17 protein-coding genes are annotated in these 22,069 nt (G+C 56.8%); 9 read left to right on the forward strand and 8 right to left on the reverse strand.

Annotated features, from left to right (window positions below; all coding sequences use genetic code 11):
* Positions 1 to 29: 29 nt before the first annotated feature.
* The 5 genes from aspS to K3757_RS16345 all read right to left on the reverse strand — a co-directional run bounded on the left by aspS (position 30) and on the right by K3757_RS16345 (position 6,230).
* Positions 30 to 1,808 carry an aspartate--tRNA ligase gene (aspS, locus tag K3757_RS16325; RefSeq protein ID WP_259997095.1) on the reverse strand — a complete coding sequence of 593 codons (1,779 nt, stop codon included), beginning with the start codon at positions 1,806 to 1,808 and terminating at the stop codon, positions 30 to 32.
* A 169-nt stretch (positions 1,809 to 1,977) separates the two neighbouring features.
* Entirely contained in the window at positions 1,978 to 2,589 is a 612-nt protein-coding gene (locus tag K3757_RS16330; RefSeq protein WP_259997107.1) for an ABC-type transport auxiliary lipoprotein family protein, read from the reverse strand.
* Between the two features lie 4 nt (positions 2,590 to 2,593).
* Positions 2,594 to 4,309, reverse strand: a complete 1,716-nt coding sequence (locus K3757_RS16335) for an MlaD family protein (protein WP_259997109.1) — start codon at positions 4,307 to 4,309, stop codon at positions 2,594 to 2,596.
* The gene (locus K3757_RS16340) at positions 4,309 to 5,100 is read right to left on the reverse strand and encodes an ABC transporter ATP-binding protein (RefSeq protein WP_259997110.1); all 792 of its coding nucleotides are present in this window, start codon (positions 5,098 to 5,100) and stop codon (positions 4,309 to 4,311) included. The genes K3757_RS16335 and K3757_RS16340 overlap by 1 nt, the downstream gene beginning before the upstream one ends.
* A gap of 2 nt (positions 5,101 to 5,102) precedes the next feature.
* Positions 5,103 to 6,230 carry an ABC transporter permease gene (locus tag K3757_RS16345; protein WP_259997111.1) on the reverse strand — a complete coding sequence of 376 codons (1,128 nt, stop codon included), beginning with the start codon at positions 6,228 to 6,230 and terminating at the stop codon, positions 5,103 to 5,105.
* A 286-nt stretch (positions 6,231 to 6,516) separates the two neighbouring features.
* Between K3757_RS16345 and K3757_RS16350 the strand changes: the two genes are divergently transcribed.
* Positions 6,517 to 6,930 (forward strand): cytochrome c, encoded by a 414-nt coding sequence (locus tag K3757_RS16350; RefSeq protein ID WP_259997112.1) that lies wholly within the window; start codon positions 6,517 to 6,519, stop codon positions 6,928 to 6,930.
* A 27-nt stretch (positions 6,931 to 6,957) separates the two neighbouring features.
* On the opposite strand, the gene K3757_RS16355 is transcribed toward K3757_RS16350, so the two are convergent.
* Positions 6,958 to 7,383 carry a potassium channel family protein gene (locus K3757_RS16355; protein WP_259997113.1) on the reverse strand — a complete coding sequence of 142 codons (426 nt, stop codon included), beginning with the start codon at positions 7,381 to 7,383 and terminating at the stop codon, positions 6,958 to 6,960.
* A gap of 263 nt (positions 7,384 to 7,646) precedes the next feature.
* Here K3757_RS16355 and K3757_RS16360 point away from each other — a divergent pair, with 263 nt between their 5' ends.
* The 5 genes from K3757_RS16360 (at position 7,647) to K3757_RS16380 (ending at position 14,542) form a co-directional block, all read left to right on the forward strand.
* Positions 7,647 to 8,564 (forward strand): 3-hydroxyacyl-CoA dehydrogenase NAD-binding domain-containing protein, encoded by a 918-nt coding sequence (locus K3757_RS16360; protein WP_259997114.1) that lies wholly within the window; start codon positions 7,647 to 7,649, stop codon positions 8,562 to 8,564.
* A 120-nt stretch (positions 8,565 to 8,684) separates the two neighbouring features.
* On the forward strand, positions 8,685 to 10,451 hold the full coding sequence (locus K3757_RS16365) for an ABC transporter ATP-binding protein (protein WP_259997115.1): 1,767 nt from the start codon (positions 8,685 to 8,687) through the stop codon (positions 10,449 to 10,451).
* The gene (locus tag K3757_RS16370) at positions 10,444 to 12,366 is read left to right on the forward strand and encodes an ABC transporter substrate-binding protein (protein WP_259997117.1); all 1,923 of its coding nucleotides are present in this window, start codon (positions 10,444 to 10,446) and stop codon (positions 12,364 to 12,366) included. Before K3757_RS16365 ends, K3757_RS16370 begins: the two co-directional genes overlap by 8 nt.
* Entirely contained in the window at positions 12,363 to 13,391 is a 1,029-nt protein-coding gene (locus tag K3757_RS16375; protein ID WP_259997119.1) for an ABC transporter permease, read from the forward strand. Before K3757_RS16370 ends, K3757_RS16375 begins: the two co-directional genes overlap by 4 nt.
* The gene (locus K3757_RS16380) at positions 13,388 to 14,542 is read left to right on the forward strand and encodes an ABC transporter permease (RefSeq protein WP_259997120.1); all 1,155 of its coding nucleotides are present in this window, start codon (positions 13,388 to 13,390) and stop codon (positions 14,540 to 14,542) included. The genes K3757_RS16375 and K3757_RS16380 overlap by 4 nt, the downstream gene beginning before the upstream one ends.
* Before the next feature lie 115 nt (positions 14,543 to 14,657).
* Here K3757_RS16380 and K3757_RS16385 read toward each other — a convergent pair whose 3' ends face one another.
* Positions 14,658 to 15,458 (reverse strand): MBL fold metallo-hydrolase, encoded by an 801-nt coding sequence (locus tag K3757_RS16385; RefSeq protein WP_259997122.1) that lies wholly within the window; start codon positions 15,456 to 15,458, stop codon positions 14,658 to 14,660.
* Between the two features lie 64 nt (positions 15,459 to 15,522).
* A complete protein-coding gene (locus K3757_RS16390) occupies positions 15,523 to 18,069 on the reverse strand; it encodes a mechanosensitive ion channel family protein (protein WP_259997123.1) in 2,547 nt (848 codons plus the stop codon).
* Positions 18,070 to 18,292: 223 nt separating this feature from the next.
* Here K3757_RS16390 and K3757_RS16395 point away from each other — a divergent pair, with 223 nt between their 5' ends.
* From K3757_RS16395 to K3757_RS16405, 3 genes are read left to right on the forward strand one after another with little or no spacing between them, the layout of a single operon-like run.
* Positions 18,293 to 19,573 carry a nucleotide sugar dehydrogenase gene (locus tag K3757_RS16395; RefSeq protein WP_259997125.1) on the forward strand — a complete coding sequence of 427 codons (1,281 nt, stop codon included), beginning with the start codon at positions 18,293 to 18,295 and terminating at the stop codon, positions 19,571 to 19,573.
* A 29-nt stretch (positions 19,574 to 19,602) separates the two neighbouring features.
* Positions 19,603 to 20,808, forward strand: a complete 1,206-nt coding sequence (locus K3757_RS16400) for a glycosyltransferase family protein (protein ID WP_259997128.1) — start codon at positions 19,603 to 19,605, stop codon at positions 20,806 to 20,808.
* Between the two features lie 6 nt (positions 20,809 to 20,814).
* The gene (locus K3757_RS16405; protein WP_259997131.1) at positions 20,815 to 22,053 is read left to right on the forward strand and encodes a glycosyltransferase family 4 protein; all 1,239 of its coding nucleotides are present in this window, start codon (positions 20,815 to 20,817) and stop codon (positions 22,051 to 22,053) included.
* The last annotated feature ends 16 nt before the right edge of the window (positions 22,054 to 22,069 follow it).

Raw genomic sequence — 22,069 nt, forward strand, 5'->3', positions numbered from 1 at the left:
GCCGCAGTCTCCTGCGGCGCTTTTTGCATTTAGTCCTGCGGTATCACACGCAGGCCCAGCTCCATCAATTGATCCGGCATCGGATCATTTGGAGCGTTCATCATCATATCTTCGGCACGCTGGTTCATCGGGAACAGGATGACTTCGCGGATGTTGTTTTCTTCCGCCAGCAACATCACGATCCGGTCGATACCGGCCGCACAACCACCGTGAGGCGGAGCGCCGTATTGGAAGGCGTTGACCATACCACCAAAGCGCTTGCGCACCTCATCTTCGCCGTAACCGGCAATTTCGAATGCTTTGAACATGATTTCTGGACGGTGGTTCCGGATCGCACCTGACACCAGCTCATACCCGTTACAAGCCAGATCGTACTGGTAGCCCAACACATCCAGAGGATCACCGTGAAGTGCGTCCATCCCGCCCTGTGGCATCGAGAACGGGTTGTGTTCAAAGTCGATCTTACCTGTCGTCTCGTCCTTCTCGTAGATCGGGAAGTCCACGATCCAGGCAAACGCGAAACGCTCTTTGTCGGTCAGGCCCAATTCTTCGCCGATGACGTTTCGCGCACGGCCAGCGACAGCTTCAAACGCCTTTGGCTTGCCACCAAGGAAAAACGCGGCATCGCCAACGCCAAGACCAAGCTGCACGCGGATCGCTTCTGTACGCTCGGGCCCGATATTCTTGGCCAGCGGTCCTGCTGCTTCCATGCCCTCACCCTGATCGCGCCAGAAGATGTAGCCCATGCCGGGCAGACCTTCTTTTTGCGCGAAGGCGTTCATGCGGTCACAGAACTTGCGGCTGCCACCTTTCGGTGCGGGGATGGCGCGAATTTCGGTGCCTTCCTGCTCAAGCAACTTGGCAAAGATGGCAAAACCGGAGCCCGCGAAATGCTCGGACACAACCTGCATCTTGATCGGGTTGCGCAGGTCGGGCTTATCCGAGCCATACCAAAGCGCCGCGTCCTTGTAGGAAATCTGCGGCCATTCCTGATCAACGGGACGGCCACCACCGAATTCCTCGAAGATACCTGTCAGAACGGGCTGGATTGTATCGAACACATCCTGCTGCTCAACAAACGACATCTCAAGGTCGAGCTGGTAGAAATCGGTGGGCGAGCGGTCTGCACGCGGGTCTTCGTCACGGAAACAGGGCGCAATCTGAAAATACTTATCAAAGCCGGAAACCATGAGCAGCTGTTTGAACTGCTGCGGCGCTTGCGGCAGCGCATAAAACTTGCCCGGATGCAGGCGCGAAGGCACCAGAAAGTCACGCGCGCCTTCAGGGCTGGAGGCTGTGATAATCGGTGTCTGGAATTCTTTGAACTCTTGGTCCCACATCCGTTTACGGATTGAGCTAACCACGTCAGAACGCAAGATCATGTTGCGCTGCATCTTCTCGCGGCGCAGGTCCAGATAACGATAGCGCAGGCGCGTTTCCTCAGGGTATTCCTGCTCGCCGAACACCTGCAAGGGCAGATCGCCGTTCACCTTGCCCAAGACTTCGATCTCGCGAACAAAGACTTCGATCTCGCCTGTGGGGATATTGGCATTCACCAGCTCGGGATCGCGCGCTTTTACTTCGCCATCAATGCGAATGCACCATTCCGAACGAACCTTTTCAACGTCGCTAAATGCGGCCGAATCCGGATCGCAGATAAGCTGCGTCATGCCGTAGTGGTCGCGCAAGTCGATGAACAGAATACCGCCGTGATCTCGCACACGATGAACCCACCCTGAAAGGCGGACGGTGTTGCCCACATCCTTGGCGTTCAATTCAGCGCAGGTCTGGCTTCGATAAGCGTGCATGACGGTTCCTCTTGTGGCGGTGAATGCTTTGTGGGCGACGCCACAAGCATAGTAATATATCGCGCGCAGCTACACCGCGCGCAGACTGTGAAGTCAAGGGGACAGGCCTATAAATGCAAACTACGGGACGGAACCGGCGCATCCCAGCCCCGGAAACTGCGGCTTCGGGTCAGACCTGCCGGATCGCCCAATCAGCCATCTCGGGAAGCAGCACATTCATCACCTGCTGAAAGACTTCTACAATTTGCGCTGGCGTGTCGTTTGGTACTGATGCGGCCTGTGTGAAACGGCGCGATGCGACAATGCGCTGATCGGCGTCGTTGACGATTGTAACGTTAATATCAACGCGTGCCTCAAGGGTGGCATCGACCAACCGGTTGACTTCGAACGCGTCGATACGCGTTAGCAACGCCTTGTCAGGGATCGGGCCTGCATCGGTGCGACCAACATAGGCGATGCGCCCGGTTTCGGAAATGCTTCGAATCAGCAGTGACTGAACCACGGCGGGCACTTCGTCGCTCCAACGGGCATCAGGCAGATAGGTGATAGAGGCCGGAGCCGGCTTGATCATGATCCGGTCACTTGTTAGCGCCGCAGAGGCCTGTGGCTGAGCGACAAGCAACGTACGAGAGGTGCGAGGGCCACTTTTTGAGCCGGATACGGCAAGCAAATCATAGGTATCCAGCGGTTTTGAAGCCGAATTAAGCGAAGACAGGGTGCTGCACCCGCCAAGGGCACACATACTGCCCAACAGTACCGTTCTGCGGCTTGGAAAAGTCATAGCTCTATCTCCTGTATTCGGGCACGCGGCCATCAAGGATAAATCCTGCCGGGTCACGGTCAATCTTGCGGCTAATGTCGGAAAGCGTTTTCAGTAGCGATCGCGCGTCAGCGGCAAGTCGGGTGATCTCTGGCAGACCGCGGCTGGCGAAACTGTCTACCGCAGGTGCGGATTGGGAAACGGCACGCTGTATCTGGCCAACAACGGCATCGCTCCGTGCAATAAGCGCACGCAGCTCTGCGGCGATCTCCGGCACATCACGGCTTACTTCTGTAACGGCCTGTGTGATCTGGTCCGAGGCACTTCGAATGTCCGCCACCATCGGGCCAAGGTCCGTATCAAGAACATTGGTCGCCGCGTCAAAGCTGGTCTGCGCAGAACCAAGCGTGCCTTGAGCCGTCGTAAGAGTTGTATCAAGCGTCGCGAGACTGCTTTGCGCTCTGCCAAACAGCGCATTAGCAGAGGCAATAGCCTCCTGCGCCGCTTCTGCCATTGGATCCAACTGATCCGTAGCGTTGGTCAGGTTTGCGGCGACATCTTCGACTGCCTTGTTGGCGCGCGCAACGCCGGTGCGAATGTCAGTCATGATGACGGGAACATCGTTGGTCACAACGGTTTCAATCGTCGTGATCGCACGTTTGGCATCATCAAGAACCAGCCTTGCCTCCGCAACCATGGCAGTACCGTCGCCTTCTACAAGATTGTCGAACCCGTCTGATGCTTCTGTCACAGCAATAAACGCTGTGTTGGCTTCAGCCAGCGTTTGCTCCAACTCTGCCAACCGTGCATTGAGCAGCGTTGCAGTTTCGGAGAACCCGTCAAGCGTTGCGCCCGAGCGCGCCTGCAAATCGGCTATGGCGGTATTGGTCGAAGTGGCCGCATCCGAAAGCTGCGCAAGAATGCGTGGAACATCTTCGTCCAATATCTGGCGCGCCTGATCGAACGTGCCTTCTGCTTTGGCGATAGCATCGGCTGATCCTGCTAGCGCTGTATCAGCACTCTCGAACGCGCTCGTCGCGGCAATCAGCGTGCTATCTGCCTGCTCCAGCGTGGTTGCGACTGTCGCTCCAATTGCATCCAGCCGCTCAGTAAACTGGGTGATATGCGATGTTGCTTCACGAACGGTGCCGGTAATCTCCGAGAAATCGTTGATTGCCTCATCCAGCCGCCCCGATGATGCATCGAGATTGCGCAGAATGTTGGTCACATATTCCTGATTTTCCGGTCCTGCCAGCTTCTGGAACTGCTCCATCAGCTTTGTTGCTTCAATCAGCAAATCCGGTGCTTCCTGCACCAACGTCTGCACAGTCGAACGGCGCGACGGAATAATCATCACCCCGTCGTCATTTACCGCAAGCGGCGCCGCCTGCGGCGTCCCACCGGAAAGCGAAATATAGGAAACCCCGGTCACCCCTTGGGACTGCAGTTGCGCCACCGTATCCGAGCGCACGGGAATATCCGCTTCAATCTCAATGGTGGTGAATACCTTGGCAGGATCGTTGTCATCAATCCGCAACCCTATGACACGTCCCACTGAAATACCGTTGAACAGAACATCGCCAGAAGCATCAAGACCGGAGACATCATCGAAAAGGATGCCGTAGTTTTGATATTGCTTGTTAACCTGCACACTGGCGAGCCATATAAAGAACCCCAGCGTCCCCAGAATGGCCAAAAGCGTGAAAACGCCAATCAGAATATAGTTCGCACGGGTTTCCATCAGGCGACCCCTTCCTGTTTGGCCGAGGAAGAGAGAGCAGCCCGGGCGCGTGGCCCGTGAAAATACTCATGCACCCAAGGGTGATCAACGCGCAGCATTTCATCCATAGTGCCTACCGCCAAAACTTTCTTATCCGCCAGCACAGCAACCCTGTCACATATGGCATGAAGGCTGTCCAGATCATGTGTCACCAGAAAAACTGTCAGCCCCAACGCCGCTTGTAGCTGCTTGATCAAAATATCAAAAGCCGCAGCGCCAATCGGATCCAAACCTGCTGTCGGCTCGTCCAGAAACACAATTTCCGGATCCATTGCGATTGCGCGGGCAAAACCTGCCCGTTTGCGCATACCGCCCGACAGCTCTGACGGGTATTTCATCATCGCGTTTTCGGGCAGCCCCACCATGCGAACCTTGATACCCGCAAGGGTTTCGCGCACTTCATCGGACAGGTCGAGCTGTTCGCGCATGGGCGCTTCGACGTTCTGGCGCACGGTCAGGGACGAAAACAGGGCACCGTCCTGAAACATCACGCCCCACCGTCGACGCAGCGCACGGTAATGCGCCTCGGATGTTGACCGGACGCTTTCGCCGAACACCTCGATCTGGCCCTCGTTCGGTTCCAGCAATCCGACAATGGCACGCAGCAGAACGGACTTGCCTGTGCCAGAGCCGCCAACGACGCCGATGATTTCGCCGCGCCGCACATCAAGGTCCAGACCGTCATGTACCGTGTGCGTGCCAAAGCGTGTGACCAGATTGCGGACGCGTATGATGGGGTCTTGTTCGGTCATTATTACACCCCCACGATGGCGAAAAAGATTGAAAACAGCGCATCCATAACGATGACCATAAAAATCGAAAGAACAACCGAAGCGGAGGTCAAGCGGCCCAATGACTCTGCGTTACCGCCAACTTTCATCCCCTCATAGCATCCGATGATGCCAATGATCAGGGCAAAGAATGGCGCCTTGATCATGCCAACGCCAAAGTGCCAGACATCCGTGTTGTTGACCAATCTGGTCTGGAACACAGCCGGAGAGACACCCAGTTCGATCCATGACATCAACGCACCGCCGACAAGCCCCGAGATATCAGCGATGAACCCCAGCGCAGGAAGCATCAGCATCAATGCCAGAACGCGGGGGACCACAAGGATCGTCACAGGATCAAGGCCAAGCGTGCGCATGGCGTCGATTTCCTCGCGCATTTTCATCGACCCGATCGCCGCGGTGAAGGCCGAACCAGAGCGGCCCGCGACGATGATGGACGTCAGCAAGATGCCAAGTTCTCGCAGGATAGAGATGGCGATCAAATCTACCACAAACACTTCTGCCCCGAACTGACGCAATTGGGCAGAGCCCTGAAATGCCAGAACCACACCAATCAGAAACGCCATCAGCGCCACGATCGGCACCGCATTCACGCCGATCTCTTGGCAGTGATGCACAACAGAGGTCAGCCGCAGGCGGCTTGGATGGCGGATAATCCCGCCCAATGTTGCAATCACCTGGCCCAGAAAAGAGACAAGCTCGGTTGCCTTGCGAAGGCCATCGACCACTTTGCGTCCGTAGCCCTCGAAACGATCAAGAATGTTCACCGGTTTCGCAAGCTCAGCCTCTGTCGGCGGCATGTTCTTTCGCACGGTGTCAATCAACTGCGCCTGTGCGTCGCTTGCACCGGTGATCGGCACCTCGCGACCAAGGTTCGCAGCCGCTAATTGCCGGTCAACCAATAACCACGCGCCCGCCGTATCCATCTGGCTGAGTCCGCTGACATCAATAGCGGTCAAAGCATCTGCATGCAGTTCCTGAGCGCTCAACTGATCTATCGTATCAATGAGCAAGCACCCCGACAGCACAAGTTTGCCATCGTCCCGCGACACGCTGACAGTTTTGTTCTGCAATGAATTAAGCCCGCTCATTCAGCGCTGCCATGGAGGGTTCGCATCTAAAGCTCCGTAAAAGACCTTTGCGCGCCTATATCCCCGATGCGGGGTTTGGGTTCGGGCAGGTCAGTTGATGTTCGGCACTGGTTATGACCCAAGGCGGGCACACTGCAAACAGCGGCAGTGTAGTGTCCAGATTTCGCATGTACCTTGATAAAGATCAAACAACTACGGCACACCCTATGCTAATGTTCACGATAACTATAGGCTCAGAAGAAATGGCGCAGATGCGCCCCGCCATATAACGGAGAACATCAGTCACATGCATGCCCGCTCAATCCTCACAGGTGGCCTTTGCGCCATTTTGTTGACCGCCTGTACGCAGACATCCATCGACACAAGGCACGCGATTAAGCGCGGACAGGTGATTTATGCGAAAGAGTGTTCCCAATGTCATGGGGTGAACGGCGAAGGGGCCGGCCCGGAATCTCTGGGTATTGGAGTTGCCCCACCGGATTTAACAGGGTTGAGCGCGCGTAATGACGGCGCATTCCCGCGGGAGTTCGTGCGGCGTTTCGTGATGGGCCTGTTGGAAAAAGACGATCCTGACGCGGCAATGCCGGAGTTCGCTCAGGTTGGCCTTAGACACGTCTACCCGGATGGTGGCGCAGATGGTGAAGTGCTTGAAGCCGATTTCACCGATCTTCTCGACTATCTTGAAGCGATCCAGAAATAGAAACTGGCGCGGCCTGTCTGGCCGCGCTCAGCCACGCCTGTGTCGGGTTGGAAAGTTGAATGTTTCAACTAGAAACGCCGTGAAAAGGCCAAAGGTCAGCAACCCGTGGGCGGCTGTCATACCTGCAAGCAGTCGCCAGTCTGTGCCCAGCACAATATCCCCATAGCCAACCGTGGTGAACGTCGCGATTGCGAAATAGATCGCAGGCTCAAGACTGTCGAAAAGCCCCAGCGCCATATACAATAGCGCCCATCCCCAGACAGAGCAGGTCAGGGCGAAAAGTATCCACATCGCAGCGATGCCAAGATCATAGGCCAGCGGCAGCCGCGCATATCCGAACGCATGCGTTTCATCCAGCCACCGCAGCATCCGTGCAGCAACGGCAAATATTGCGATTGAGACAGCAAGCAACGCGATGATCATCAGCGTTCCGATCAACAAGGCATGTAGCATTGATAACGTCCTTCAATCTGCTCTGACATGGCCCGCACACAACCGCAAACCGGGTCCATCCATTGGTCGCTGTATCAGCCATGACACCGAGAAACATCCTGCAACTAACATATCCGCGTCTATTGGTGGATGGTGACAGTTGTCAAAACGGCTTTCGCTCGCTTGACCGCCCGATTGTCGAAACACTTATGCTCCCTGTCAGGACGCGTGTTGCCATAATGCTGGAATGAAGCCATGCTTCCTCCACACCAATGGATAATGGAATGACAGCCGACCTAGAAGATACTCAGATAGCGATTTTGGGTGCGGGGCTAATTGGTGCCTGTTGGGCAGCGCTTTTTGTCCATCACGGCGCGACTGTCCGCGTGTGGGATCCGCAGCGTACAGCGCTCGACAAACTGGCCGAGCGGATGACACGCCCTTTGGCTCAGTTGAAAGAACTGGAGCCGGAGTCTGCCAGTCAGGGCAAGGTGGTCTACCATGATATGGTCGAAGAAGCAGTCGAGGGCGCTGTACTAATTCAGGAAAACGGCCCTGAGAACCTTGACCTAAAGCACGCCCTCTACACCCGTGTTGAGCCGATGATGGCACCGGATGCAATCCTTGCCTCTTCCACATCTGCGCTCACGTGGTCAGAGCTCGCTTCCGGCTTCTCCGACCCTGATCGCCTGATTACAGCTCACCCTTTCAATCCACCGCATCTTGTTCCGCTGGTAGAAACATTTGGACATGACGCTGACCGGTTGAACCGCGCCGAGGCGATCTACCGCGCAGCCGGTCGCGTGCCTGTCCGGATGAACAAGGACGCCACCGGCCATATTGCGAACCGTCTGTCCTCTGCGCTGTGGCGCGAAGCGGTGCATATGGTGGCCGAGGGAATCGCAGACGTCGCGGCGATTGATGCGGCGCTGGTAAATGGGCCGGGGCTTCGCTGGTCCGTGATTGGGGCACATATGGCCTATCATTTGGGCGGTGGCGAAGGCGGCATGGCCGGATATCTTTCGCACCTTGGCCCCAGTCAGGAACGTCGCTGGGCATCGCTTGGGGTGCCTTCGCTGACGCAGGATGTGTGCACAGCCCTTGTCGACGGAGTAGCGGCAGAAGCTGCAGGGCGCGACATCGCTACTTTGGAGCAACAGCGGGATACCGCGCTGATTGCCCTACTGAAAGCCCGACAGTAAATTCCACCTAGGCACTGACTTGAGCGCGGGCATTACCTGTAGCAACCTGACCTTACGGGAACAGCGCTGGACGGCGCTGGATTAATAAGGTTCACTCAGATTAACGGACAAGGATCACTCATGCCGCTTCTGGATGTGAAAGGACTGACCATCGGCTTCGGCAAAGCCGCGCCTGTCGTTGACGGCGTCAATTTTGCCGTCGACGCCGGAGAGACGCTCGCGTTGGTCGGTGAAAGCGGGTCGGGCAAGACGCTGACCTGTCGTGCTGTGTTGCGCATTCTACCCTCGGGCGCACAGCTGCGCGGTGGCGCGATACGCTATGAACATGACGAAACGAGTTGCGATCTGGTCACTGTCGGAGCGCGCCAGATGCGCAACCTGCGCGGTGATCGTATCTCGATGATTTTTCAGGAGCCGATGCGCTCGCTTTCGCCGTTGCACAGATTGGGCAATCAGGTTGCAGAAGTCCTGCACCTGCACCGCAGCATCGGCAAACAAGATGCAAAAGAGCAAGTGCTTGCCCAGTTCGAGCGAGTGGGCTTTCCTGATCCGGAGCGGGCATGGAGCAGCTATCCGTTTGAAATGTCAGGCGGCATGCGACAACGCGCAATGATCGCCATGGCGATGGTTTCCAAACCCGATTTGCTGATCGCTGACGAACCGACAACCGCGCTGGATGTCACCACGCAAGCGCAGGTTCTGGGGCTGATTAAGGACCTTCAGGCCGAGACAGGAATGGCCGTCATCCTTGTGACCCATGATCTGGGTGTCGTCGCCAACATGGCTGACAAGGTTGTTGTCATGAACAAGGGCCGCGTGATGGAATCAGGAAGCGCCGAACAGGTGCTCGGTTCGCCCGCGCACAGCTATACCAAAAAGCTTTTTGCCGCCGCCCCTGTGATCCCCGAAGTGGCAGCACCCAGACGCATTGAACCGAAAACTGACCTTATTCTCGACATTCGCGGTGTCACAAAAACATTTGCCCTGAGAACCGGCGGGTGGCGCGCACCCCGCGTCATCACAGCATGTCGCGACGTGGATTTGCAGCTGCCCCGCGGCAAGACTTTGGCGGTGGTCGGTGAAAGCGGATCGGGCAAGACGACATGCGCGCGGGTTGCCTTGGGCGCCATCAAGCCGGACGCCGGTGGCGAGGTCTTGTTTTCTGCACGCAAATTCGAGGCGCCGGTCAACGTCCATGACCTGACATCAGCCCAGCGCAGTAGTTTCCAGCGCGATGCGCAAATGGTGTTTCAGGACCCCTATTCTTCGCTGTCTCCGCGGATGCGGGTGCAGGAAGCATTGACAGAACCTGCTGAAATCCACGGTATTGGCACAGCAGCAGAGCGGCGCGAAAAGGCCGCCGAAATGATCCGCATGGTCGGGCTTAGCCCCGATATGCTACCGCGCTTTCCACACGCCTTTTCCGGCGGTCAGCGGCAACGCCTCTCAATAGCGCGCGCGCTGACGCTGAATCCGCGGCTTCTTGTATGTGATGAACCAACCTCGGCGCTTGATGTTTCGGTGCAGGACCAGATCCTTGGTCTCCTTGAAGATATCCGTGACCGCATTGGCCTCAGCTACCTGTTCATCAGCCATGATCTGGCTGTCGTGGCGCGGATCGCGGATGAGGTTGCCGTCATGCGCGCCGGTGTGATCGTCGAACAAGCGTCACCCGACACGCTCTTTTACAATCCGCAACATCCCTATACAAAAGCACTGATTGCCGCCCAGCCGGAGCCGGATATCACGCGCCCCATCGACCTTGATCTGGTCGCAAAAGGGGCGGGAAGCCCCGAGGGCTGGCCCGAAATGTTCCGCTTTGAGGGGCAAGACGCCCCGATGTTACGAGAGCTGGAACCCGGACATAAGGTGCGATGTCATGCGTAGACTGATCACATTAGGTATGGCGCTGGCCCTACTGGCCGTTCCTGCCCTTGCACAGCACGTACCTGTGCAGGAAAGCCGCTTTTGGGCGAGCGAAGTTCAGGCAGGTGATTTGCCCCCTGCCGCAATGCGCATTCCGACAGAGCCATTGGTGGTAGATATCGAAGCCAAAGGCCGCACGCTCGGAAAGCAGGGCGGCACCCTACGCACACTTGTATCGCGGAGCAAAGACATACGCCAGATGGTGGTCTATGGCTATGCGCGGCTTGTTGGCTATGCGCCGGACTACTCACTCCAACCGGATATTCTGCGAGCGGTCGATATCGTGGAGGACCGCCGCTTTACCTTGCATCTGCGTCCGGGCCACCGTTGGTCTGACGGCGCACCCTTTACCTCTGCCGATTTTGCCTATTGGTGGAACAATGTGGCCAACAATCCAAAGATATCGCCCTCTGGTCTGCCTGACTGGATGACGGTTGATGGCAAGATTGGTACGGTAAGTTTCCCAGATGCACATACGGTTGTGTTCGAATGGGAAACACCGAACCCGAATTTCCTTCCGCTTCTGGCCCAAGCCAGCCCCCCCTTCATCTACAGACCTGCGCATTACCTAAAGCAGTTCCATGCCGATTTTGCTGATCCCGCATTTCTGAAACAACAAATCAGAGAAACCCGAGTAAGAAGCTGGGCCGCGCTGCATAACAAGCGCGACAACATGTACAAGTTTGACAACCCCGATCAACCGACCCTGCAACCGTGGATGAATGCCTCTGGTGACGCTTCGTCGCGCAACATCTTTGTCCGCAACCCGTACTTCCACCGCATCGATACTGTTGGCACCCAACTGCCCTACATCGACGTGGTCGAGATGACTGTTGTGGGCGGTGGTCTGGTCGCAGCCAAATCCAACGCGGGTCAGGTTGACCTCCAGGCTCGCGGCCTTGATTTCCGTGATGTACCCATTCTCAAGAAGGGCGAAGCAGATAGCGGCAGCTACCGAACCCTGCTGTGGCTCAATGGTACCGCCAGCCAAATCGCCATCTACCCTAACCTCAACTTCGCAGATCCGGTATGGCGCGAAGTCATGCGCGATGTCCGGTTCCGTCGCGCCCTAAGCCTTGGCATTGATCGCCGCATGATCAACCGAGCCCTCTATTTCGGTCTGGCCAATGAAGGCGGCATGACCGCGCTTCCGCGCAGCCCGCTACATGATCCCGAAGACCTGTTGGCTTGGTCACGGCTGGATATCGACTATGCCAACTTACTGCTGGACCAGATGGGGCTGACCGAACGCGCTGCGAACGGATTGCGCCTATTGCCTGATGGTCGCCCGATGGAATTCGTCGTTGAGACGGCTGGCGAACGGCAGGAAGAAGAAAATGCACTCACCATCATTACAGACACCTGGCGCGAGCTTGGCATCCGCCTGATTATGCGCCCTCTGGACCGCGACATTCTGCGCAGCCGGATATATGCGGGGACCGGCATGGCTGCCGTATGGTATGGCTGGGACAACGGCCTGCCCCGCGCGGAAACATCGCCCAAATACCTTGCACCAACCCAGCAGGAATTCTTTTCCTGGCCGAAATGGGGGCAGTATTATCAAACGATGGGCAAAACCGGTGAAGCGCCCGACATGGAAGGCCCGAAACGGTTGTTGCAACTGGAATATGACTGGGCCCACACCACCGATCCCGATGAGCGTGCAGCGATCTGGGCCGAAATGCTGGACATCCACGCGCAACAGCAATTTGCCATCGGCATTCTATCTGGCGCGCCTCAACCCGTCGTCGTTTCAGAGCGGCTTCGCAACGTGCCGGAAATTGGCATCTGGGCCTATGATCCGGGCGCGCATTTCGGCATTCACCGGGTTGATGAATTTTACTTTGAAGACGCGTTCATGCAGGTCAGCCAATGAGAATACTTCTCTATGCCATTCGCCGTTTTGCAACGATGCTGCTGACGCTCTGGATCGTGTCGATACTTGTGTTTGCCATCATCAATCTGCCTCCGGGCGATTACCTAAGCAACCAGATCTCCGAACTGCGTGCCACCGGACAAGCGGCGGGCGTCGCCAAAGCTGAGTTCTTGCGCACGGAATATGCGCTCGATCGACCGTTGTGGGAGCAATACATGATTTGGGCAGGGTTTATGCCCGGCCCTCAGGGCTTTTCCGGGCTGATCCATGGAAACTTTGGCTGGTCGTTCGAATTTGACCGCCCCGTCGCCGAGATTGTTGGCGATGCGCTTTGGCTGACGGTTCTGGTCAATCTTGCAGCCGTGCTTTTCGTCTATGTCGTAGCACTCCCTCTAGGTGTGCTCGCCGCTGCGCGTTCGGAAACGTGGGTTGACTACACAGCAGGGTTTGTCGGTTATCTGGGGCTTGCCACTCCAAACTTCCTGCTGGCATTGATCCTGTTTTACTATGGACACAAATATTTTGACCTGCCTATCGGTGGGTTGATGGCGCCGGAATTCGAAGGTGAGCCAATGACTTGGGATAAGGTGAAATCAATCCTGGTTCACCTTATCGTTCCGACATTCGTCATCGGCACATCTGGCGCGGCAGCCATGATGCAACGCCTGCGTGCCAATATGTTGGATGAGTTGAGCAAGCCCTACGTCGAAACGGCCATTGCCAAGGGCATGAAGCCGTCCGCAATGCTAAGGAAGTACCCGCTTCGGATGGCGTTCAACCCGTTCGTGGCCGACATCGGTAACCTGCTGCCTGCTATGGTATCAGGGTCGGTGCTGGTCTCTGTGGTGCTGGGTTTGCAAACCATTGGTCCTTACCTGCTCACTGCGCTCAAATCCCAAGACCAGTTTCTTGCGGCCTTCGTACTGATGTTTGTGGCCCTGCTCACACTCATCGGCACTATGATCTCTGATGTGCTACTGATGCTGCTTGATCCGCGCATCCGCATGGGAGCACGAGACGCATGAGCATCCAACCTGACAACCGCTTCGTCGACACAGCCCCGTGGTCAGATGAAGCAAACCTTTCTGCTCCGGAACGCGCTGAATTCGACGCACCCAGCTACATCCTTATCTGGCGCAAATTTCGGCGCCATAAACTCGGGCTGATCTCCGGCCTGTTCCTGCTGTTTTGCTATCTGATCCTGCCAGTTGCAGGCTTCGTTGCCCCCTATACCGCCAATGAACGCAGCGCCGACTATCTGTATCATCCACCACAAGAGATCAATTTGTGGCATGAAGGCGAATTCATCGGCCCCTTTGTCTACCCCACCACAGCCGTCGCAGACCTTGAAAACTATCGCTGGCGCTACACGCTCGATACAACCCAACCGATGCCGCTCAGGTTTTTCTGCGAGGGCGCTGAGTACAAAGTCGCAGGGCTTATCCCTTCGGACACGCATCTGTTCTGTGCTCCCAGCGGCGCTACCGTCTTTCTCTGGGGCAGTGACCGCTTGGGGCGCGATGTTTTCAGTCGCATCCTGTATGGCGCTCAACTGTCCCTCACCGTGGGCCTCATCGGCATTACCGTCAGCTTTGTCCTCGGGATCTTCTTCGGAGCCATAGCAGGCTACTTCGGCGGCAAAACCGACTGGCTAATAAACCGTGTGATCGAAATTCTCCGCTCCCTGCCAGAGCTGCCACTCTGGCTTGCGCTTTCCGCAGCGGTGCCCTCCAATTGGAGCCCGGTATCGGTCTTTTTCATTATCTCGATCATTCTCGGCATTCTCGATTGGCCCGGCCTTGCCCGTGCAGTGCGCGCTAAATTCCTGAGCTTGCGCGAAGAGGAATACGTCCGCGCAGCAGAGATGATGGGCGCAAAGCCCGCTCGCGTGATCCGGCGTCACCTTCTTCCCAATTTCATGAGCCACCTGATTGCCAGCGCCACACTCTCAATTCCCGCTATGATTCTTGGCGAAACCGCGCTCAGCTTTCTGGGTCTTGGCCTGCGTGCGCCTGCGGTTTCATGGGGGGTTATGCTGAACGATGCACAAAACCTTGCCAGCATCGAAATCTACCCTTGGACCGCGATCCCTATGCTGCCGATCATCGTGGTCGTGCTGGCGTTCAACTTCCTCGGTGATGGCCTGCGGGCGTCTCTCGACCCCTACCGCACGTAAAACGGGCGCAGCATTTCTGCCGCGCCCCTATTTCTTTTGGCCATAAATATCCCGGTAGGCGCGAGAGGCAGAGCCTCTCGCATTTTTTACGTCAGCCAAAGACCGATGTCGAAAATCAGCCCAGTTCGCCTTCCGCGTACCAACCGCCCAATTTCACTTCTGTTTCAGTGCCGATCATCTTGGCGAATTCAGCTGGATCCTGCGTGCCGTTGTCACGGCCACGATAGTGGTACGGGTAGACGTACGTTGGTTTAAACTCTGCAACTGCAGATGCCGCTGCATTCGCGTCCATTGTAAATGGAAGGTTCATACAGACGAACGCCAGATCGATATTTTCCAGCGCGCGCATTTCTGGCGTATCTTCCGTGTCGCCCGAGACATACATGCGGAAACCTTCAAAGTTCAGCACATAGCCATTGTCGCGCCCTTGCGGGTGAAAGTTCTTACGCTCTTCTGTTATGTTGTAGGCGGGAATGGCGTCGATGCTCAGATCGTTGAAAAGAGCTGCACCACCGTTTTCAACGGCACTTGCCTGTGCTTGCATCGTCTCGGGCAACATCGCAAAAACAGCGGGGTTGGCAATGATCTGCGTGCCCTCAGCTACGATCGCATCAAGCGTTTCCTGATTGTAGTGATCACCATGCTCATGTGTGATCAGCACCAGATCAGGCGCGGGGAAGTCTGTATATTTGTCTGCGCCGCCTACCGGATCTACGTAAATTACGCCGACCGGGGTCTGGGCCACAAAAGAGGCGTGGGACACAGGCGTGATCGTGATCGGCCCTGCTGGTGTCTCAAATGAATCTGCGCCATGGGCCGCTGCGAAGGCAGCATATGGCAGGATTGTTACCGCGCCGGCAGCGGCTGCGGTGGTCATCAAGAACTGGCGGCGGGAAGGAATAGCGATGTCAGACATGTTGGCTCCTAAAATGAATGCTCTATTCATTGCGAGCTAGAGCTAACCGCCTAAGGATCAAGAGCTACCGATCATCCCCCGTGTTAGCGCCCTCCGCCTCTTCTGTCATTTCCTCGATAGACGCATGCGCAGCGGCGGCCACTTTTTGCTTTTGCTCTTCTGTCAGGTCTTCGGCCTTACCATCGGCCAGCCGTACAGTTACTTCGCGGTGGGCAAACTTGATCCCCTCACGCTCGAACAGAGCGCGGATTTCTTCATACACCCGTTTGCGCACAAGCCATTGATCGCCCGGTTTGGTCATAAATTTGACGCGGATAATCATCGCGCTGTCCTGCATTTCAATCACGCCTTGCGACTTCAGCGGCTGGATAAAGTTTTGCCCGATAACCGGATCATCCAGCAATTCAATGCCAAGCTTTTTGATCAGCTTGCGCACCTTTTCCACGTCCGTGTCGTAAGTCACACGCAATGGCAGCTTCATAATGACCCAGTCACGGCTGTAGTTGGTCATGACCTGCAATTCACCGAAAGGAATTGTGTGTAGCGCACCCAGATGGTGGCGTAGCTGGAATGACCGAACCGAGATTTTCTCGACCGTGCCTTTCACGCCCCCTACGTCCAGATACTCGCCCTTGCGAAACGCGTCATCGAACAAGAAGAAAGCGCCGGCAAAGATATCACGCACCAACGCCTGAGAGCCAAAGCCGACAGCAACGCCAACAATACCTGCACCAGCAAACAGCGGGCCCACATTTATGCCGACTTCCATCAGGACAATCAGGATAATTGTGACCACCACAACGATCAACGTGAAGTTCCGGAATAACGGCAGCAGTGTCGCCAGACGGGATGCCGAAGAAGCCGCACTGCCCTCATCCCCCAGCTCTGCCTCTTCCTCTTCATCACCGGATTCTTCGGCGATCTTGGTATCGATCCAGATGCGGAACGCATGATAAATCACGTAACCGATGAAGATGATGATGATAATGTCGAGAAGGCGGTCCAGCACGGATTCGACCATGCGCGCGCCGTCATTATCCCAGATGTAGAAAAACGCGTAGGCACCTGCGACAAAGGCTAGAATACCGGCCACCCGCCGCGCCAGCGCCTCAAAACTGCTAAGCACGTGCACGGGCTGTCCATGAGCAGCTGACAGCATCTCATGCTCGGCTTCTGTCAGCTCTGCCTCCGTCGGAGGGGTCGGAACATGCGCCTGCTCAATCCGCGCAGCCAACGGGCCTGCGTCACTGCCCGCCCCGAGTGATGTTTCAGGAGGCGCATCCGGATCGGGCCCGTCTTCGCGCAACTCACGTAACGTTCGGGCCTCTAACTCAAGGCGCGCCTGCTCTGACGCCTCGAATTCTGCCTGTTTTTCACGCATCAGACGCACCACACGAGCGCGCGCAAAGCTTCGTTCGATCAGGTAGTTCACCACTCCATACACAACGATGATCGAAATCAGAATTCCGTATGCCCCCGCGATCAGCGGAATTGAGCTGGGTTTTTCAAGCACAAGATCAATGGTCAGTTCAAACCAGGCAAAGATCACATAGGCGATCACGACGGGCGCCCAGGTACGGCTGAGGAACCGTATCAACATGCCGACCTCGGACATCTCTTTGCCCTGTCGCAAGGCATTGGAGATAGCCCTGTGATTTACCACCACCAACAGCACATTCAGCAAAACAACTGCCGCCGACAACACGGCCGCGACAAAGGCATAGACGTCATAGTTCAGCCCAAGCTCTCCGATCCAGATGCCGAAAAGGATCGCGCAGATGTCAAAACTGCCAAGCCCCCACATCCAGCGGTGCAGTCGCTTTGCATCGCGGTCAGAAAAGACAGGAATACGGTATTGCGTCAGGAACGGGGAGAGTATCATCCGCCACAAACCTGCGGTCACACGGCAACAGAAATAGGCGATATTGATCAGAGTGACGGTGAACTGCACCGCGCTATCCTCGAGCGGCGGAAAGAAGATCACTCCAATCACATATGCCACCCCCATCGAGATAAGGATGCCGATGACTCCCATGAAGAACCGAAACACCAGAAATGGCATCTTTTCGGCATATCCCGTGGGCGTTTCAAGCACGCGACTGACCACAAAACGCTTGGCGATCCGTTTGCCAAACACCTCGCGTTCAACCAGAACACCAATGCCGAACAGCAGCAAACTCATCCCCAGAATTTTCACGAAAAGCATGATCGTGCCGTCCGGCGAGGCTGCGCGTAAAATATAAAGCACTTCGTTTACCGCAACCGGCATCTGGCCAAGCCGCTCAATCAACGCGTCGCGAAACAAGTCGGCGTTCTCTTGCGCCTTCATCAAACGTGACATCTCTGACTTCTCCGGCCTCTGTTCTACAAGATCAGGAGCAGGTTCGGACTGGGTGATAACCGTGCCGTCGCTGTTAATCACAATGATCCCTACACCATCGCGGGCTGCGTTGCGCAAAGTCTCGGCCAATGTTTCGTCTGCAGCGTCGGCGCTTTCGGTGCTGCTGAGATTCAGCAGTGAACCCAGACTTTGCGCCCGAACATCTGATGCAGGCGAAAGCACCAAAAACATTAGCGCCAAAACAGCCAGAAGCAGGCGATATATCATCATTTTAGTCCCTCACGCGCGTGCGCCGTTGGTCAGCAGTCACTATGTTGTGACGCTACGGGCTCGGCCCACGCATTGCAATTGTCACTCGAGTGCCCAGTTTCTGTGCTCAACTTGGTCGAACGCTCGATCTTCATGATGTTTTACAAGCGTTAGGCTTTCGTGCCATAGCGAAATGGGGTTGCGGTGTTTGCGCCCCTCTGACGCGCAGCCCAAGGACATGTCTATGACCGCGACCCCGATTGCCGACCGTATCGCCGTATTAGGCTTAGGGTATGTGGGACTGCCCCTGACACTGGCGCTGGCCCGCGGCGGGTTTGACGTTTTGGGCTTTGACATTCATGCGCCTGTCGTTGAAGCCCTACGCGCTGGCCGAGACCCCAACGGCGAGATCGCTGGTGAAAAAGTGGCGGACAGCACCGCGCGGTTTTCGCATGATCCTGCGGACCTGGCAGGCCGGACCGCTTTTATTATTGCAGTACCAACCCCGATCACCGATGCCAAAGCCCCTGATCTTGGTCCGGTTCTTGGCGCTTGCGCGTCGATCGCACCGCATCTGACAGATGGCGCGCTGGTTGTTTTGGAAAGCACTGTCTATCCGGGTGTGACAGAAGAAATCTGTGGGCCCGCGCTTGCCGCTGGTAGTGGCCTGACAGCAGGCACGCAGATTAAGCTGGCATATAGTCCCGAACGGGTGAACCCCGGTGATGCGGAGCATTCGATGGAGAATGTGATCAAGATCATCGCCGCGCAGGATGCTGAAACGCTTGATCGTGTTGAGGCGATATACGCCCCTGTGGTCAAGGCCGGTTTGCACCGCGCATCTTCTATCGCCACAGCCGAAGCTGCCAAGGTCATTGAGAACACACAAAGGGATCTGAATATCGCTTTGGTCAATGAATTCGCGCTGATCTTCGAACGGCTCGGCCTTGATACGACTGAGGTACTGGAAGCAGCAGGAACGAAGTGGAATTTCCTGCCTTTCCGGCCGGGCCTTGTTGGCGGTCATTGCATCGGAGTGGACCCCTACTACCTCACCTACCGTGCTGAACAGCTGGGTTATCATCCCGAAGTCATTCTTGCGGGCCGCCGCATCAATGATGCGATGGGCGCGCATGTGGCGCAAACCCTGATCAAGAATATGCTGAAACGGAACATCGGCGTGCGCGGAGCGCAGGTCTTGATCCTTGGATATACCTTCAAGGAAAACTGCGAAGATACGCGAAACACGCGGGTCGCGGACATTGTGGCAGAGCTGGACGAATACGCCGTGAAGGCTGTGGTGCACGATCCTTGGGTCGGTGCAGAGCGGCTGCGTTCAGAGCACGGCCTGACCGCCATCGATACACCTGAGCAAGGTGCATATGATGCGATTATCGTCGCTGTCGGCCATCGCGACTATGTCGAACTGGGCAGCGATGCAGTGCGGGCCTTCGGAAGGCAAGGCGCGGTACTGTATGACATCAAGGGAATATTCGGCAAATCTGGCAGCGACCTAAGGTTGTGAGCTTGCCGGTGACGACAGAAAGAAATCCTATGCCGCAAAATACCATCGCCCAAGCCAACGCCCGCGCCCCTTCGCGACGGGTCATGCTATACAGTCATGACACATTTGGATTGGGCCATTTGCGGCGTTCACGGGCGTTGGCGACAGCGTTGACCGCCGGTGATCCATCTGCGTCAGCAATTATTCTTACCGGTTCACCCGTTGCAGGCCGGTTCACTTTCCCCGAGCGGGTCGATCACATCCGACTGCCGGGCGTCACGAAATTGCCCGATGGCTCCTACATCAGCTCGACGCTTGGGGGAAATATCGATGCCACCACCAATCTGCGCGCCGGCCTGATCCAGTCCGCAGTAGAACAATACCGTCCCGACCTGTTGATCGTCGACAAAGAGCCGACAGGGTTTCGCGGCGAACTTCTAACCACGCTGGAATGGCTGCAGGAACAAGGACACTGTCGCGTGGTTCTGGGCCTGCGCGATGTGCTGGACGAGCCAGAGGTGCTGGCCGCAGAATGGGCGCGCAAAGGCGCGGTTGCTGCTGCAGAAGCCTACTATGACGAATTTTGGGTATACGGTGTCGAAAATATATATGATCCGACAAAGGGATTGCCCCTTAGCGATGCGACCCGCGCGCGCATGCACTACACGGGCTATCTGCGCCGTAAAATGACCGACAGTGCCGATGTCCCTGACGAACCTTACATCCTGATCACACCGGGCGGTGGTGGTGACGGTGCCGCGATGGTGTCGCTGGTGCTGGATGCCTATGAGGCCGATCCGGATCTGGGCCCGCACGCGATGCTGGTATACGGCCCGTTTCTGTCCGGCGAAGTGCGCGATGCGTTTGATGCCCGCGTCGACGCCTTGGGCGGTCGTGTCACGGCAACCGGTTTCGACAGCCGGATCGAAGCGTTGTTTGCCGGCGCGGAGGGCGTCGTCTGCATGGGCGGCTATAATACCTTTTGCGAGGTGCTCAGCTTTGACCAGCGTGCGGTGATCGTACCGCGCACAGTGCCACGCCTAGAGCAATGGATCAGGGCCAGTCGTGCTGAAGAACTGGGGCTAGTGCGTATGCTGGACGATGGCCGCGACGGCATGACTGTCGAGGCGATGATCGAAGCGATCCGGGCGCTGCCGACGCAACAAAAACCATCGGATGCGGGGGCCGATGGCCTGCTCGATGGACTTGATATGGTGGTGCAACGCGGTCGCGCCCTTATGGACCAAAAGGACTAACCAGAGATGAGCACGCCCCCCCTAGCTGTCGTTGTAAAAGGCTGGCCCCGGCTTTCGGAAACCTTCATCGCCCAAGAACTTGTCGCGCTGGAGGAAGCGGGATTGCGCTTTGATCTGTGGTCCCTGCGCCATCCCACCGATATCAAAACCCATCCATTGCACGACCGCCTGCAAGCGAAAGTACACTATCTACCCGAATACCTGCATGAAGAACCGCGCCGGGTGCATGAGGCCATGGGAGCCGTCACCGCATTGCCCGGATTTGACGCAGCGGCCGATGCCTATGCCCGTGATCTGGATCGCGATGATACGGCCAACCGCCGTCGTCGATGGGGTCAGGCCTGTGTCCTTGCCCATGAAGCACCAGAAAGCCTGGAAGCGCTCTATGCGCATTTTCTGCACACACCATCTTCAGTGGCGCGCTATGCCGCCATCCTGCGCGGCCTGCCTTGGTCATTTTCGGCACACGCGAAGGACATTTGGACCTCTCCCGAATGGGAACTGCGCGAAAAGCTGTCGCCAGATACCTATGGCGCGGCTTTCGGGGCCACCTGCACAGGTTTTGGCGCAGAGTACCTGCAATCCTTGGCAGACACGCCGGCACGCGTTGACCTTGTCTATCACGGGCTGGATCTTAAGCGTTTCCCCACAGCGCCTGCCCGAACGCCGCGCGCCTCCGGTTCTCCCTTGGCTATGATGTCGGTTGGCCGTCTGGTCGAGAAGAAGGGTTTTGACACGCTGATTGATGCGCTGGCTCTGCTTCCCGCTGAGTTGGACTGGAGCTGGACCCACATCGGGGGCGGGCCTTTGGACTCTGCGATGCGGGCAAGGGCGCAAGCCGCTGGTGTCGCCGATAGGATCACATGGCGCGGTGCCTGCGACCAGCCTGACGTGATCGATGCCATGCGCGCGGCCGATCTGTTTGTTCTGCCGTCGCGCATCGCCGAGGACGGTGACCGCGACGGGCTGCCAAATGTGTTGATGGAAGCGGCAAGCCAGAAGCTGCCAATCCTGTCCACACCAGTTTCGGCCATTCCCGAGTTCATCACGAACGGCCAGCATGGCCTGCTGGCCGAAGACACGCCACAGGCCTTTGCATCCGCAATGATGAAGGTCGCTTCAGACCCTACGCTTGGGCCAAATTTGTCTGATGCCGCACACAAGCGCTTGCATTCAGAGTTCACAATGGCACCGGGCATTGCCCACTTGGCCAAGCGCCTGCGTGGCATCCTGACCAGCATCTGATGCGGCTGGCATTTTA

Origin of the sequence: Sulfitobacter sp. S223 (genome assembly GCF_025143825.1) — a bacterium.
In the GTDB taxonomy this organism is placed as follows: domain Bacteria; phylum Pseudomonadota; class Alphaproteobacteria; order Rhodobacterales; family Rhodobacteraceae; genus Sulfitobacter.

Coding starts and splice junctions, on each gene's coding strand:
- aspS (WP_259997095.1), bottom strand. CDS start 1,808: ATGCACGCTTATCGAAGCCAGACCTGCGCTGAATTGAACGCCAAGGAT.
- K3757_RS16330 (WP_259997107.1), bottom strand. CDS start 2,589: ATGACTTTTCCAAGCCGCAGAACGGTACTGTTGGGCAGTATGTGTGCC.
- K3757_RS16335 (WP_259997109.1), bottom strand. CDS start 4,309: ATGGAAACCCGTGCGAACTATATTCTGATTGGCGTTTTCACGCTTTTG.
- K3757_RS16340 (WP_259997110.1), bottom strand. CDS start 5,100: ATGACCGAACAAGACCCCATCATACGCGTCCGCAATCTGGTCACACGC.
- K3757_RS16345 (WP_259997111.1), bottom strand. CDS start 6,230: ATGAGCGGGCTTAATTCATTGCAGAACAAAACTGTCAGCGTGTCGCGG.
- K3757_RS16350 (WP_259997112.1), top strand. CDS start 6,517: ATGCATGCCCGCTCAATCCTCACAGGTGGCCTTTGCGCCATTTTGTTG.
- K3757_RS16355 (WP_259997113.1), bottom strand. CDS start 7,383: ATGCTACATGCCTTGTTGATCGGAACGCTGATGATCATCGCGTTGCTT.
- K3757_RS16360 (WP_259997114.1), top strand. CDS start 7,647: ATGACAGCCGACCTAGAAGATACTCAGATAGCGATTTTGGGTGCGGGG.
- K3757_RS16365 (WP_259997115.1), top strand. CDS start 8,685: ATGCCGCTTCTGGATGTGAAAGGACTGACCATCGGCTTCGGCAAAGCC.
- K3757_RS16370 (WP_259997117.1), top strand. CDS start 10,444: ATGCGTAGACTGATCACATTAGGTATGGCGCTGGCCCTACTGGCCGTT.
- K3757_RS16375 (WP_259997119.1), top strand. CDS start 12,363: ATGAGAATACTTCTCTATGCCATTCGCCGTTTTGCAACGATGCTGCTG.
- K3757_RS16380 (WP_259997120.1), top strand. CDS start 13,388: ATGAGCATCCAACCTGACAACCGCTTCGTCGACACAGCCCCGTGGTCA.
- K3757_RS16385 (WP_259997122.1), bottom strand. CDS start 15,458: ATGTCTGACATCGCTATTCCTTCCCGCCGCCAGTTCTTGATGACCACC.
- K3757_RS16390 (WP_259997123.1), bottom strand. CDS start 18,069: ATGATGATATATCGCCTGCTTCTGGCTGTTTTGGCGCTAATGTTTTTG.
- K3757_RS16395 (WP_259997125.1), top strand. CDS start 18,293: ATGACCGCGACCCCGATTGCCGACCGTATCGCCGTATTAGGCTTAGGG.
- K3757_RS16400 (WP_259997128.1), top strand. CDS start 19,603: ATGCCGCAAAATACCATCGCCCAAGCCAACGCCCGCGCCCCTTCGCGA.
- K3757_RS16405 (WP_259997131.1), top strand. CDS start 20,815: ATGAGCACGCCCCCCCTAGCTGTCGTTGTAAAAGGCTGGCCCCGGCTT.